At 70.8% G+C, this 14,435-nt stretch carries 9 protein-coding genes; 2 read left to right on the top strand and 7 right to left on the bottom strand.

Going from position 1 to position 14,435, the window contains the following annotated elements; genetic code table 11:
- Positions 1 to 4: 4 nt before the first annotated feature.
- Positions 5 to 478, bottom strand: a complete 474-nt coding sequence (locus ACIQVD_RS33730; RefSeq protein WP_402292675.1) for a hypothetical protein — start codon at positions 476 to 478, stop codon at positions 5 to 7.
- Between the two features lie 43 nt (positions 479 to 521).
- Between ACIQVD_RS33730 and ACIQVD_RS33725 the strand changes: the two genes are divergently transcribed.
- Both ACIQVD_RS33725 and ACIQVD_RS33720 read left to right on the top strand, forming a co-directional pair.
- On the top strand, positions 522 to 968 hold the full coding sequence (locus tag ACIQVD_RS33725) for an ATP-binding protein (protein ID WP_402292674.1): 447 nt from the start codon (positions 522 to 524) through the stop codon (positions 966 to 968).
- Between the two features lie 279 nt (positions 969 to 1,247).
- Complete coding sequence (locus tag ACIQVD_RS33720) at positions 1,248 to 3,599, top strand: hypothetical protein (protein ID WP_402292673.1); 2,352 nt, start codon at positions 1,248 to 1,250, stop codon at positions 3,597 to 3,599.
- A gap of 113 nt (positions 3,600 to 3,712) precedes the next feature.
- Here ACIQVD_RS33720 and ACIQVD_RS33715 read toward each other — a convergent pair whose 3' ends face one another.
- The 6 genes from ACIQVD_RS33715 to ACIQVD_RS33690 all read right to left on the bottom strand — a co-directional run bounded on the left by ACIQVD_RS33715 (position 3,713) and on the right by ACIQVD_RS33690 (position 13,874).
- Complete coding sequence (locus ACIQVD_RS33715; RefSeq protein WP_402292672.1) at positions 3,713 to 4,846, bottom strand: TniQ family protein; 1,134 nt, start codon at positions 4,844 to 4,846, stop codon at positions 3,713 to 3,715.
- Between the two features lie 11 nt (positions 4,847 to 4,857).
- Positions 4,858 to 6,048: a TniB family NTP-binding protein gene (locus tag ACIQVD_RS33710; RefSeq protein ID WP_402292671.1), complete on the bottom strand. Its 1,191-nt coding sequence runs from the start codon at positions 6,046 to 6,048 to the stop codon at positions 4,858 to 4,860.
- 117 nt (positions 6,049 to 6,165) lie between these two features.
- Entirely contained in the window at positions 6,166 to 8,622 is a 2,457-nt protein-coding gene (locus tag ACIQVD_RS33705; protein WP_402292670.1) for a transposase, read from the bottom strand.
- Between the two features lie 23 nt (positions 8,623 to 8,645).
- Positions 8,646 to 9,533 (bottom strand): TnsA-like heteromeric transposase endonuclease subunit, encoded by an 888-nt coding sequence (locus ACIQVD_RS33700; RefSeq protein ID WP_402292669.1) that lies wholly within the window; start codon positions 9,531 to 9,533, stop codon positions 8,646 to 8,648.
- 122 nt (positions 9,534 to 9,655) lie between these two features.
- On the bottom strand, positions 9,656 to 11,059 hold the full coding sequence (locus tag ACIQVD_RS33695) for a DNA-binding protein (RefSeq protein WP_402292668.1): 1,404 nt from the start codon (positions 11,057 to 11,059) through the stop codon (positions 9,656 to 9,658).
- A 70-nt stretch (positions 11,060 to 11,129) separates the two neighbouring features.
- A complete protein-coding gene (locus ACIQVD_RS33690; RefSeq protein ID WP_402292667.1) occupies positions 11,130 to 13,874 on the bottom strand; it encodes a Helicase associated domain protein in 2,745 nt (914 codons plus the stop codon).
- Positions 13,875 to 14,435 lie beyond the last annotated feature (561 nt).

Raw genomic sequence — 14,435 nt, 5'->3', positions numbered from 1 at the left:
CCGGTCAGCTGATCGCGGACCCGGCGGGCGGGGTCACGTTCTCGTCGGGGAAGGCCCAGGCGGGCCTGCGGCCGGGCGCCGGGCCGGCGAGAACCTGAACATCAAACGGACTCAAGTCGTTCTCGTGGTCTCGGGCGGTGAACCCGGCCGCCGACAGGATAGCGATCACCGCGCCTGCCATCGCGGCCTGAACCTCACCGGACTGCCGGATCGCCGCGGTGACTGCTCGCCGCTGCCTGGCGTCCTCCATCACGTTGCGCCTCAACTGGGGGCCGACTCTCCAGGTCACAACCACCTCGGGCTCCGCGTCGGGAAAGACACGGTTCAGCCAGTCGATTTGAACCTCCGCGCCGACGGCCAGCTCGGATGCCAGATCATTCGCGACCACCGGCAACCCGGCTGCGGCGAGCTCGTCACGGACCCGCCGAGCCAGCCGCTCGAAGGTGACCCGCACGCCCTCATCACCCGTCTCCTCCATGACCGCAACCTATCCAACCGCTCCGACACGAAGGACACGACCCATGACCACGACTCCGCCGGCCCCCGCACCGGCCCGACCTCGACTGGCCGCACCCGCCTCAGCCGTCGCCGCGACCTCCGGCGCCGCGTTCGACGAGGCGATCGCCCTGACCCGCCGCCTGAAGCTGCCTCACATCCGCCGAGCTATGGCCGAGATCATCCCGACCGCGAAGGCCCAACGCTGGGATCCCTCCGAGATCGTGCGGGCCCTGCTGGCCGAAGAGGCCGCCGGCCGGGACGCGGCCAACCTCCGCACCCGACGCGCTCGCGCGGCCTTCCCCACAGGGAAGACGTTCCACATCTGGAACGAGGAAGCATCCTCGATCCCAGTCCCGACGCAGTCCGCACTGCGGACCCTGGAATGGGTCGGCCGGCGCGAGAACCTCTGCTGTGACGGATCATCATGTCGGTTATGCGTTGTGGTGAGTGGTCTGGGGTGTTGTGAGTGATGTGGGATATTGCTGATGGGTGCGGAGGGTTCTGTCTCGCGATTCCTTGATCATTTAGGAGGTTCCTGGTTGCCATCTTCGCTGTTGGCCTGGGGATATCGCTGATAGGGCGGGAATCGTAGTCCTTCTGAGGTGGTCTGGGACTTTTCACTGGCTCAGTGGGAGTTCCTAAGGCGGTTCGCCGGGAGCGCTAGCTTGATGGCCTGTCAGGTAGGTGCTGGGCGAGGTGTTCTCGGGGTTTGGGGCGCCGGCGTCCGTGCGCGCTGGGAGACTTGGTGGGTGTCTGAGCAGCTGACGTTCCTTCCGCTTTCGTATGCCGCGAGACCTCCTCGGCTGGTTGTCGTCACTCCGCAGGATGAGGACTGGGTGCGGTGGTCGGCGGCTGCTCTTGCCCGGTTGTCGAGGGTGTGGGGGTGCAGCGGGAGCGTGGTGCTCCCGGCGAGGACGGTGGAGCATCCGGCGTTGCAACGGGGCCTGGCTCGTCTGCAGCCCGATCACGTGGTGCCGTACATGCCGTCAGGTGGGACCGCGGACGAGATCACCCCCGGTCTCATCGACGCAGTACTGGCTCGGCAGGGGACCGCCGATCCAGCGGTGCTGGAGCAGTTCAGGATGTCGCTGCGAAAGCAGCTCTGGAAGCCGGACTACGTGGAGGAGGCTGAGGCAGCGGCTACCGCACTGCGGTCGCGCCTTGCGGCCAACCAGCGGGAGGATTTCCGCCATGTCCATCATCTGTTCGACGCTGGTGGAAGTCACTCCCTGACAGCTCTCGAGTCGGTGGCGACCTCTCCGGTGATCGGTGTTCCGAAGCCGCTTGTCACCACTACCGCTTCGCTGGCCTACGCGATGCATGTTGGGGTGCAGGAGAGCCCGTCGGAGACATCGGTCGAGCCCAGGCACTGGTTGGAAGCGGCTGCCCGGGGAAGCGAGTCGCCTCTCCTGAAAGAGTTTCACCCCGAGGCTGAGCCGGAATCGCTCCCGATGATGTCCCACAGTGCCGGCCTGTGCATTCCGGTGCAGCGTGGCTTCCGGCGCGGAGCGACCACGATGGTGCTGGGGGAGGGCCCGGAGGACTTCGCGCTGGCGCAGGTGCTCAGGCAACTCCACGACACGGTCGTGTGGCTTCCGGGCGAGGAGTTGTCCCTCGCTTCGATGTGGCTGTTCCAACTGGGCAACCGTAGCGACCAGATGACTGTGACCAGTGCCTCACTCGACCAAGCGGAAGTCCAGCGGAGGATCGACGAACTGTGGGACAAGCGAGGCTTCCGGATGATCGAGCCGGCCGAAGAGGAGAGGCCTCCCTACACGGTTGTGGATCCGCGGGACTTGGAACTCCATGGCCGGTCCATGGTTGTGCTGCAGACAGCCTGGGACCAGCCCGCTTCCCTTCCCGCTGTTGCGATGCCCGACGGATCGCTTGAGACGGCGCTCGCGCTCGCCGCGACGGTGCCGCCAGGTCTGGACCCGACCAAGCATCGCTGGCAGGTCACCCTTACCTGCGCCGACCACCCGCTGCCGCCGCTTCCTCCGTTGACAGACTCGGCTCTGATCACCGCTGACCAGAGCCTTTGGCAGACCTTTGTCCGAGCCGCGGACGGGGGCATCACCTACTGGTCCCACCGGTTCGACTTCGTGGCCGCGGGTGCCTCGCTCGCGGGCACCCTCGCGGCGCCCAAACTGGTCTGGCCGGGCATAGGGAGCATCCTGGAACGGGCCACCGCAGCTTCGAGTACCCGGCTGCGCCCCAGCGCTGCGGGCAAGCGCACCGCCATCGCCGAACGCCTCCTCGGCTCGCGCAAGGCCCTCGAAGCTCTCGCGGCCAGCCCCGGCTGGCCGCTCCTGCGCCGCTTCCTGCCCGACGATTCCCGCAAGGACCTGCCCCAAAGCAGCTGGTGGAAGCTGAAGTCCGCGGTCGTGCTGTCCTGGGAAGCAGTGGTCGCGCAGGGCAACGCTGAGTGGGACACACCTGCCCGGCGCACACAGATCGATGAATGGACCAGGCAAGGCGTGCTACGCCGGGGCCTGGTGCTGGGCTGCGGCCACTGTCCGATCTTCGAGTTCTACCCGCTTGCTGAAATCAGCCAGGACTACCGCTGCCGGCGCTGTGGGGGCGCCAATAGCCTTGTTCAAGATCGCTGGAAGCCGTTCGGCGAGCCTAGCTGGTTCTTCGACCTCCATCCGGCTGTCCTGGAGCTGGTCGCGAACGACGGTGACGTGCCGTTGCTGGCCACCCAGTACCTGCGAACCCAGCCGTGGGCCCGGCCTGCACTGGTGGGGGAGGAGTTCGAGCTCCTCCGAGACGGCAACCCCTTCGTCGAGATCGACTTCGCGCTCGCCACCTACGACGAACTGTGGCTCGGCGAGGCCAAGAAGGGCGACAAGTTCGACGGCAACCGCAAGGAGCAGAAGCGGGAAATTTGCAAGCTCCTCGAAGGCTGTTCGGTAGTCGGAGCTACCGGGCTCGTGTTGGCGACCGCTCAACCTGCCTGGAGTGCTGAACTGATCGGGATCATCCAGGACGAACTGCGTGGACGCCGGAAAGCACACAAGGACGCTCCTGAGGTGCGGCTTCTGGCAGGCCTTTGGAAAGACCCGCAACTGACGCTGCTGTCACCAAACAGCGCCAGCTGACGGCTGGGTGAGGCCGCTGTGCCATGTGGTGATGGTGGAGCACGGCAGTGGCGTGCGGAGGGAAGTGCATGGCCCGTGAGCGTGGGTCTGCATGCGTGGGTGGCTGGGTCGGGTCACCGCCTGGTCCAGCGTCCGTGCGTGGTGGTGAGGGTGGTGGTGTGGTGGATCCAGGTCCACCACAGGTCGTCGGGTGGGGGTGTGAGGCGGGCGATGCCCAGGCGGTGGGCAGTAGCACGGCAGAACGCGGTGATCGCGGGGTGCGGGCCGGGGGCGGTGTCGTGCCGGGGCCGTTCAGGCAGGCGTGCCGTGGCGAGGGTGCGGGCGAGGACGATCGTCTCGGGGTAGGTGATGAGGCCGCGCGCGTGCAGGGCCCAGGACTTTCCGGCAGGGGCGGTGTGGGGGTTGGAGTTCGTCAGGCGCCCCAGGCGGTGCTGCCAGCGTGCGGCCAGGACGCTCTGCTGGTCGTACCAGCGAGTGGTGATGGCGGTGGCCCAAGTGGTGGCGTCGGCGGCGCGCGGGTGGCGCAGCAGGTACTGGTGGTCGCGGTGGGCCCGCTGGAGTTCGGGCAGGGCGGCGGTGGTCAGGTGGTGGTCCGGATCCAGGCTCCAGTGCCCGTGGAGCGGGCACAGCACCCGGTGTGCGGGTGGGTGGATGCGGGCGCGGCTGGTGGCGCCCCGGGTGTGGCGCAGGGTGCAGGTGGGGCATGCCAGGACGGGATGTTCGCCAGGCTCGCATCGTTGCCAGGTGCCGGTGGGCAGCGGTGGTTCGCCGGCTGCCGCGGCACGGCGGGTGCCGGTACGGGAGCGGGGGCCGGGGGAGTAGCGGTGGGTACGGTAGGCGGTCAGGCGGGGCAGGGCGCGCCGGAGGTCGTCGAGCGGGGTGCGGGCGAAGGCGGCGAGCCGGTGCTGGGCCGCGGCGTCGAGGTGGAGCTCGGCACCACCGCCGCCGCCGCGGTTGTTGCCGGGGTGGGTGAGGGCGATGCCGAGACTGTCGAGGAGGTGGGCGGTGGTGGTGCGGTAGGCGTCGGCGAGGCGCTCCAGGTAGGAGGAGGTGCTCTCGTGGGGGATCGGCCGTATCCGCAGGGCTCCGGCCGTGGGCGGGTCGACGGGACACAGGGGCCTCGGTGCGCGGGGCTCGACCGGGACCGGCGGGGCAGGGGCGGGCGCGGTGCCACGCAAACGTGCCTGGGCCGCCGCGACGCTCTCCAGCAACAGGATGGCCCCGGGCGACCCGATGGGGCGGTTCATCCGGCGGGGCGTCACCGCGAACGCCGCGCGGACGCGTTGGTACGGGGGGTGCGGCGGGCGGGGATGCGGGGCCGGTAGTGCTCTTCGGCGAGATGGTCCAGGGCGATGGCGTCCAGGCCGGTGCGGGTGACCTTCTCGCTCCCGTCGAGGATGGCGGTGATCGCGGCCCTGCGCAGCAGACGGGAGAGGCTGCCGATGCGCCCGGCGGTGCGCTCGTGCAGGTAAGGGGCCAGGCGTACGAGGGTGCCGGGGCGGTGCTGCTGCAAGTCCAGGGCTTTTCCCATCGCGGCGACCGTCTCGCGGAAGGGCCGGCTCAGCACCGTGGCGCTCGCCTTCCCTTCGCCCCCGCTCCGGCCGGCACCGGCCCCGTTCCTGCGGCTGCTCCCGTCGGCGCCGTCCCGGCGGGAAGCACCTTCCGTGTTGTTTGCGCCTCGCCCCCGCCCGATCCTGCCCGCGCCGCTCTCGGGCACCTCCCCGCCGCCGTCACCGGGGCCGTCACCGGGACGGCTGCCGTCGTTGCCGCTTCGGCCCCGCGCCCCGCCGACGGCACCGGACCCCGTGACGCCGGCACCGGCTGCGCTTGTGCTGGTGCGGGCCACCACCGGCAGGGGATCGCAGTCGATCAGCCCCGCCCGGCCGGCGAGCTGCGCCCCCGCGGTGCCGCTGAACAGCGCGGTGGCGGTCACGTCGATGCCCGCGTACACGAACGTCGCCGAGATCCGCTCCGTGAGGTCCTTGAGGAAGTCGGCCGCCTCCGATCCCGTGCTGGTGCGCGGGTTGAGGCGGTGGATCTCGTCGATCATCACCAGCCGCACCCCCGCGGTGTTGTACGTGTGGCACACCGACGCGGCGATCTGGGCCTGGGTCATGCGACCGGAGACGGGGATGCCGAGGTAGCGGGCGAACTCCAGCGCGAGGGCCTTGGCGCTGGCACCGGGAGGCACCAGCAGGTAGGCGACGGGCACCTGACTGCCGCCGTGGCCGGCCCGCGCCCGCTCGGCCAGGTGGCAGGTGCGGCCGACCTCCATCAGCGTGGTGGTCTTGCCCGTGGTCGGCGGCCCGGTCACGATCAGCGAGGGCCTCGCGGTCGCCCGCTGGTAGCGCCCCAGCGCCATCAGGGTCCGCACCTCCAGCAGCGTCTTGACGACGGCAGGGGTGCGCACTGTCACGAACCGGGAGTGGTAGGCCAGGCGCTCCTCCACACTGCGCGGTGGATCACCGGGCGCGGGAGGCACCAGGGGCGGCTCGTCGGCGAAACAGCTCCCACGTGGTCGGGGAAGCATCCCGGTCCTGCCCGGCCTGCTCGGCGGGATCGTCGTTCACCACAGCTCGGCCTCCTTGCGGGCGTCGTACAGGGCGAACCCGCCCTCTTCCTCATCCGGCCAGGCCATATCGCCCAGGGCCTCGTCGTCCTCGTCCTCACCGAGGTCCTCCAAACTCTCCTCACCCGGCCAGCCGGCCAACGACGAGCCGGCGGAACTGCCAGCGCCTGGCCCGCCTGGCAGCGACACACTCCGCGGCCCCGCAGACCCGTGCCGCCTACCGACAGGCACACCCCCGGCCCGCTCCCAGCCGCCGCTGGTCTCACCAAGCGCCGCGGCAACCGGCCCTGCCAGATGCTCGACACCCGCGTCGTCGGGCCAGGGCATCCCATCCGGGTCACCACGCTGCGCACTCCGATCCGGGCGGCCGCCGACACCGCTGTCAGCCGCAGAAGACGGCAGCGTCCTGCTGGACCTGGCAGAGGAGGGATCCCGTTCGGTGCGACCCCGCCGGGGCCGGACCAGGCCGCCAAGGGCTCCCTCCGCACCCGCCTGGGCCTCCACACCTCGGCGCGCAGCCGACACCTCGGCGGCGTTCGCACCAAGGTCGTCGGGGAGCGCCAGGGACGCCTGCCGGGAAGCCAGATGCCGCTCCCGGGCATTGGCTTCACCGGTGCGGACCCTGAGCAGCAGATCGGCGAGCGCCTGGGCAAGGTCGGCCTCATGCTGCTCCCGGCCGCCCCGGCGCTGAACCGTCTCCTTCAGGTGCTGCCACAGGTCGTCGCCCAGCGGTCGGTGGACGTACTCGCCGTGGACCCACGGCACCGCCGCGAACCCACCGTCCGGCAGGCGGACCCATACCTGCCGCAGGTCGTGCGGATTGTGGTGGACCTCCCACCGCCCCCGCTGCGCACCTACACCGGAGGGCCGGCCCCGGAGCGGGTCCAGGCAGTGGTCGTCGTAGGTGCGGTGGTCGATACGGATACCCCGTTCGGTGATCGACTTCCACACCACCGGCAGCAGCTCCACGTAGTCGGTCCCGCTCAGCGGCACCGGGACGTGGCCGCAGATGCCCAGCAGCGTGCCCCACATCTCGTTCGGGGACAGTGCGACGGCCGGCATCGACGGATGCCGCAGTCCCTCGTGCGGGCGGTTCTGCCACTCGACGGCGATCCACTCGTCCAGCAGGTCCTGCAACTGCGCCACGCTCCACATCGCCTCGCTCTCGGCACCGGCTCCGCGCCGTGCCGGGCTGGCGCCGGTGTGGCCGGCGACGTGCTGGCAGAACAGGCTGTTGATGGAGCCGAAGGTCCGCTCGACGGGGCCCTTGGCGGCGGGCTGGCGCGGGGGAGCGGGCTGCACGCTGATGCCCAGCGTCTGGGCGGCGGCCAAGAACGCCTCGGAGACGAACACCCGCCCGCGGTCGACGACCACCGTCTCGGGCACCGCCACCGGCCGCGCCGCCACGCCCCGCAGCCGCTCGTCGGCGTCGACCAGCAGGTCGTAGGGCACCGGTGCCCGCGACATCCTCAGCACCCGCGGCCAGGCCGGCCGCACCGGATGAGGGGCGGCCATCTCGGCCAGCAGCAGCGCGGCGTCCACGCCCTTGGTGCTGTGCGGGCGCAGGACGGCGGCCAGGATCGAGCGGGACGCGACGTCGAGGGCGATCGTCAGCTCGGGCCGGCTGACGGTTCCGTTGTCGAAGACCGCGAAGACGTCCAGCCGGGTGGTGTCGAGCATGACCTGCTCGCCGGGGCGCAGGACCTGGGTCGGACGGAAGGGCCGGGCGGGCCCGCTCACGGTGCGGGCCGGGCTGCCCAGGTGCTCACCCGGATCGGCCAGTACGTTCACCAGCCGGTAGAACGTCGCCATCGGCGGCACCCGCACACCGCCGGGCCCGGACCCGTGCCGTTCCTCCAGCACCTGCTCGGTCAGCTGCCGCAGCCCCTTGACGGTGCCCTTGGAGCGGCCGCGCTGGCGCCGCATCGCCTCCAGGACCGCCGCCACCACCCGCTCGTCCGCCCGCCCCGTAGGGCTGTGTGTGCGGGTGGAGCGGTGGTCCACCAGCCCCCACAGGCCCTTCTTGCGGTACTCCAGGCGCATACGCTGCACCGTGGTGCGCGAGATCCTCCCGAACCCGACCGCGGTCAGCTCCTGCGCCTTCGCCAGCTCACGCTGGGCCAGGGTGCGGGTGGCCGGGTCGTACTCCGGCCTCGGCTCCCGTCCGAGCTCGCCCGCCACCTCGAGCCGCCCGGTCTCCACCTCCCGGATATGACGCTGCCAGGCCAGGGCCCGCTCCTGCTCGCGCAGCGGCACCGTCGCGAACAGCCCCCACTGCGGAACCCCCGCCGGCCTCTCGCCGACCAGGGCGAAGTCGTCGGCGGCGAACAGGTAGTTCGCCAGCAGCGTCGCAGTGCCTCCTTGTTCGTCGACCAGCCGCACCTGCTGCCCCAGCACTCCGACGACCTGCCAGCTCCGGCCCTCGAAGACCACGTGCGCGCCCACCGCCAGCACCGGCCGGCTCCCCGCCGCCCGGCTCACCATTCCACCTCCGCACCGGCGTCCGCGCGACCGTCACTGCCGCCGGCCCGGCCACCAGCCGCCTGCCAGCTGCCGCCGACACCCGCAGCTCCGGAGCCAGCACCAGCAGCCAGCCTCGACCCGCAAGCGGCCCAGGCCGACCCCGGGCGAAGGAGCGTCCCGCCGTGCAACGGCCGCTCCAACGGCGCCCGCAGCCGGTGCGCCCACAGCGCGTGATAGACCACCGGCAGCACCACCAGCGGATTACCCACAGCCCGTACCCCCTCCACCAGCGGCCGCGGACACGAGAACGCCTCCAGCACCGCCTCCTCCACCCCGGCCGCGCCGCGAAAGCGCGGATGCCGGTACCCGGCCAGCCACCGCACATTGCCCACCACCACCGGATCCGGCGCCCGCAACCGCCGGTACACCCACCCCACCCGCGCGCACGCCTGCCCCACCGCCGCACCCGCCCGCTGCGCCGCCACCCCGCCCGCCCCAGGAGCACCCGGGCAGTCCGCAAGCATCGCCGTCCCGTCCGCGTACCGGGCGAACACCTGCGGCACCCAGGAGCGCACCCGCCCGTCCCCCTCGCGCCACAGCACCCGCAGCGGACGCCCTGAGATCCCCACCACCTGCGGGTCGCGGTCCAGCAGCATCAACTGCACGACCATCGCCGCCGATCCGTGCGCCACATGACCACCCGTCGTGGCCGACCACCACCAGCCCGGCCCCCACCGCTTGCCGGGAACGACCGGGAACGCCGAAACCGGCAGCAGATCCTCGAACCGCACCCGCGCCGCCGCCCGCTCCCACCGCTCCTGCTCAAGACTGCCGTCAACGGCGAAGACCGCCTCGAAACCCTCCGCCGCGACCACCGGTCCAGCCACGTCCATGTCCTCCATGACGGCCAGTCAAGTACGTGAGAACACCGCAGATAGAGCGAGACAGCCACCATCCCACCCGCACGGGCGACGCCCCGCCGAAACCACCCCGCCAAGCCCCACCACCGTGCTAGAGACGCCCCTCAGCCATACCGCTGCTCCAAGTTCGTCCGGTGCCGCACGACATCCCGCGAGAGTTCCTCCACGGGCACATCCGCCCACGCACTCAGGCTGTCCAGCGGAACCCCCGCATGGTGGGCCGCACTCGCGACCGCGACGAGTGCCTCATCGAGCACCGCAACGCTCTGCCGCAGCCCGACGATCAACTCCCGCGCAGCGCCAGCCAGAGCCGCAGTGCCGTGCACGTCCAGCCAGCTCAACACATCGGTGGCCTCGCGGACCTTCTCGCCGATCCACCCGCGCTCCTGCCTGGGCACGCTCGCCCGCCAGCTGATGCTGCCGTCCGCGCGCTGCGCCAACGTCCTCAACTGCGCGGCCACGGAGACCGGCTGCTCCTCACGCGGGAGCCACCACGGATCCAGCTCCCGTTCGCCGACCTGCCCGGTGCCGCGGCGCCGGCGCACCACCGCGGCCCGCCACCTGACCAGAGCAGCACTGCCGGCAACCGCATCCACCTCACCCAGCCACGGCCGACCGACCCTGCGCCCCAACTCCTGGGCGAACTCACCGTCAGTCGGGAAGGCACGCATCCGCTCACCCCCGCTGTCCCGCCACACCATCTCCGTGACGACCGGATCGACGAGGGCCCTGGCCACAGCGACGACCTCGGGGAAGACAGCCGTCTCACGTGCCACCACCCGCCACCACCAAAACCCCTCGCCTGCCCCCGCGTCCCCACCGGCCAGCGCGTGCAGACGAGCCGGCCACACCCGCTCCCGCCCCCACCCCAGTGCCAGCTCCCACCACTGGCACACCACCGCCCACGCCACCGAGAACACCGTCAACGGATCCACCCCAACCGCCACCGCCCGCCCGGCCACCGCCGGCCACCGCCGCTGCGCCACCGCGATCTCCGGACAGCCCGCGAGCTCGAGGTGCTCCAGGCCGTGGCCATCCCCCGCGCCCAACAGCCACCGCCCGTGCCGCGCGCAGACCCGTTGCCACCTCTCGCGATACCGTGCGGCAGCCACATCCCGACCGCTCCGCCCAGCCGTGCACAGCCGGCATGCGTGCACGACCGGACCATGTACCGCCCCACCCAACTGCCACCGAGCCTCAGGCAGCCCGTCCGACAACACCCCGGCGAAGGTCTCTGGCCCGGCCAGCCAAGCGGGCAGTGCCCGCTCCAGGCTGCGCCGATCGGCGCGGCACACCGCGGCCAGCAGGTCCTGGCCAGCGGGGGCCAGGAGGACCTCGGCGTCGGGGCGGATCCCACCGATACCGGGGGAGCGCGGCGGCTGGTTCTTCCACTCCCACGATGCCCGCAGCTCAGCCACCGGCACGCCGTACCGCTCAGCGACCCATCCCATCAGCGACCAGACCGTCTCGCCCGCCAGCGGAGACACGCAGAAGAAGCCAGAACCCATAACCCCACCCTTCCGAACAGCAGCCGACGGTAGGACAGAAACGGTCGGCCACTGTCCATCCGTGTGTTGCCTACACCCCCGCCACCGCCCACTCCACGCCGTGTTCGGCGAGTTGCGCGAGTTGGCCCGCACTCAACCCGGCCCGCCGGGACTTGGTGTTGTTCAGCCAGGCACCGAGTCCGACCTCGACCTGCTCGACGACATCCTCGCTGTCGGCACCAGCCATGACCTGCTCCAAGCGTTCCTTGTGCTGGCGCTTGGGCTTGGCGTGGCCTTCCCGCGCCACGAACTGGGCGAGTGCAGTGATGCCTAGGGCGAACCGGTCGGCCTGGGAGGTGCGGGGTCCGGCCTTCGCTGCCCGCGCCGCCTTCGCCGTGGCTGCGGCGACGAGTTCGGGGTCCTGGTCGATGCCGAGCGCGGCCAGCAGCTCCCGCTGCTCCTCCGCCAGGTCCGACCAGCCGGCGCGCTGCGCGACGGTCCACCGGCCGAGCTGCTCGCCCTCGAACACCGTCTTCACCGGCAGCGCCGCCCAGTCGACCTGGCCGTCCGACTCGAGCCACCAGGTGCGGGCGGCAGCGTACGCGCGCTGCCACGTGATCGGCCACGCCGGTGCCCACCACGGGTCGATCGCCTTCAGCGCGGCCCGCCGCTCCGCTCCCAACGCGCCCTTCTCGCCGTCGGGGACGTCGGCCTGTGCCCGCAGACCGGCCAGCCAGGCGCCGATCGGGTAGCCCTGGACGGAGGCCCGGGCCGGGGCTGCGAGGGACCCGCCGTGCTCGGCGGCCCACTGCCGTGCCCAGGCGAGGCCGGTTTCGAACTTGGCGTCGGAGACCGACCAGATCATCCCGACCATGCCGAGCAGCAGCACCCGGTAGTCGGGCATGTCGCCGGAAGCCCGCTCGTATCTACGATCTGACACCCAGCGGCCGAGCGCAAAATTACCCTGCTCACCTGCCATCTGGTTGTACGGGACGTCCAGGGATCCGGTTTCGTCGAACCACTTCTTACAGTGCTTCATCCCCTCTTTCCAGTACGCGCTCTCACTCCGGAAAACCTGGGTCGAAACGAACAACGCAAGCGCGTCCTCGTCGACGCGCCCCTGGAACCGCACCGGCAGCGTGAACGCCCCCGCACCACCCGCACCATCACCTTCACCGGCGGAAACAGCAGCCTCCGCACTTCTCCCGCTGGTACGCTTGCCGGAGCGCTGCGGTACTGCGAGGGCTTCCAGCATGCGGGCGTCGTACGAGCGGATAGCGGTCAGGATCCGCACCAGCGGACCGTAGGAATTCGAGACGAGAATGTCCCCGGGTTCCTCGCCGGGGCCGAGGAAGACCGGTACGACGAGGCGGGCGACTTTCCCCTCGTCGGGCTTCATTCGGAGCACCCGGCCGATCTGCTGGACGACCTTGACCATACTTCCGCTCCCATTCATGAGAGCCACGGAAGCGTCCGGCATGTCGACTCCCTCCGACAGGACCAAGCAGTTGGAGATCACCCGGAGCTTCAACCCGTCCTGCTCGAAGCCGTCCCCGTAATCGGCCAGGACCTCCTTCCGGAATTCCACGGGGTGCTCACCCGAGAGCCACTGCGCCCATACTTCGGGCGGGTATTTACGGGGGTTCTCGGCGTGGAGTTTCTCGGCGGTCTGATTGAGGGTCTCGGAGAAGTAGCGGGCCTCCAGGGTGCGGTTGTGGAAGGTGATGACCCGCTCCAGGCCCTCCTCGGCGCAGACCTTCAGCAGCCCGGCCTGGATCGCGGCCAGGTGCTCGACCGGCACCTGGTCCTCGCTGCCGTCCTTCTCCTCGCCGGCCCCGGGTCCCCACGGCACTGGTTGACGCCCCGTCACGTTGCGGTCGGCCAGCGGGTCGCGCAGTTCCAGCACGATCACCTCGAACGGTGCTACCAGGCCTTTTTCCACCGCCTCGGCCAGTCCGAGGGTGAAAATCTGGGGGCCGTAGATCCGCTGGTCGTCCATGGACACTGCCAGCTCCTGAGGCAGCGGCTGGTACGCCTTCCGCCGCTCCCCGCCGCCCCCGTCGACGTCACCGTCACCGCTGCCGTCGAGGTCCCCGCTGCCGTTGACCTCCCCGTCCTCCAGGGTGTCCTCCGCCGGCCCTTCCACCCCGGACGCCACGATCCGCCTGTCATCGGCCTGCTGACGGTTCTTCGGCGGCAGCCAGATCCGCGGAGTCGCCGTCATGTACAACCGGCGCGCCGAAGGGATCTCCGACTGGTGGTGCACCACCGTCCACGACTTCTCCGCCGACCCGGAGGAACGGTGCGCCTCGTCGCAGACCATCAGATCCAGCTCGGGCAGCAACTCGCCCTGCATCTTGGCCCACAGCGCGTACGCGTCCGCCACAGCCCCCGCGGAGGCGTAGGTGGAGAACAGCGTCAGCGGTAGGCGCTTGGCCGCGGCCCTGCTGATCCACCGCCCGATCTGCAGCGGTGACGTCGTGCCCGGTACCCCGTGCGGCAGCTCGTCGTCCACCAGTGAGCACACCGCCGCCATCTCACCCCTGCGGCCGGCCACCCGCCACGAGCCGACCATCTGCACCAGCAGGTCCAGCGTCGGCACCACCACCAGCACCACCCCGCGCGGTGCCAGACGCTGAGCGGCGGCAGCGCCCACGTAGCTCTTGCCGGTGCCGGTGGCCATCTGCACCGTCGCCCGCAACCCCGCAGGGGCCACCGTGCCCGGACGGGGCGTTAGGCTCCGGACGATCGCCGCGACCGCCTCCTCCTGGTGCGCGCGCAGCGGAATCGGCTCCGTATCCGCAGGCTTCAGCAGCTCGCCGAAAATGCCCTCCACCGAACACCACAGCCTTTCCTCGGATCCACCCGCCGAGCCGGACGGGATCGGACAGCATTCGAATCTGATACACACCAGCCGACCGCCCGAAAGCCGTCGGAATCGAGAATATCGGCCCAGTGGAGGCGACCATCCGAAAGGCTATCAGAGCCGGGGAAGATCGTGCAGGAGAATCCGAGATTCCGGAGGGATTACCCGTTCAGACGGGATCGGTCGGCAAGCAAGACTGATACATATCCGACGGACCGTCAGCCATGGAGTACAGGCCTGGACCATTTGGTCTACACCACCCCAGCCACCTCGACTCCCAGCCAACCCCGGCCGAAGGCCGGTCGACACGAGCCGCCGGACCGGCCGCACCATCCGATCAGGCATCAACCATTCTGGCCGTGGAGCGAAGCGAAACGGCCCCAGGCCGAGCGCGAAGTGCCGGCCGCACCCCCCGCGAAGCGGGGGTGCGGGACACGCGGAGCGGGTCAAGGAGGCGCGGAGCGCCGACCCCGAGCGCGGAGCGCTCGGTGACCCGGAGGGCCGAAGGCCCGTAGGGACCCGCTCCGCGGG

The sequence above is a fragment of the Kitasatospora sp. NPDC090308 genome, assembly GCF_044769485.1.
GTDB classification, from domain to species: domain Bacteria; phylum Actinomycetota; class Actinomycetes; order Streptomycetales; family Streptomycetaceae; genus Kitasatospora; species Kitasatospora fiedleri.
Note: the sequence above shows the minus strand (reverse complement) of the source record. Positions and strands in the feature narration are given on the sequence as shown.

Bases quoted from the DNA above. Each gene is read 5' to 3' on its own strand.
- ACIQVD_RS33730 (WP_402292675.1), bottom strand. From the start codon at position 478: ATGGAGGAGACGGGTGATGAGGGCGTGCGGGTCACCTTCGAGCGGCTG.
- ACIQVD_RS33725 (WP_402292674.1), top strand. From the start codon at position 522: ATGACCACGACTCCGCCGGCCCCCGCACCGGCCCGACCTCGACTGGCC.
- ACIQVD_RS33715 (WP_402292672.1), bottom strand. From the start codon at position 4,846: ATGAACCGCCCCATCGGGTCGCCCGGGGCCATCCTGTTGCTGGAGAGC.
- ACIQVD_RS33700 (WP_402292669.1), bottom strand. From the start codon at position 9,533: ATGGAGGACATGGACGTGGCTGGACCGGTGGTCGCGGCGGAGGGTTTC.
- ACIQVD_RS33695 (WP_402292668.1), bottom strand. From the start codon at position 11,059: ATGGGTTCTGGCTTCTTCTGCGTGTCTCCGCTGGCGGGCGAGACGGTC.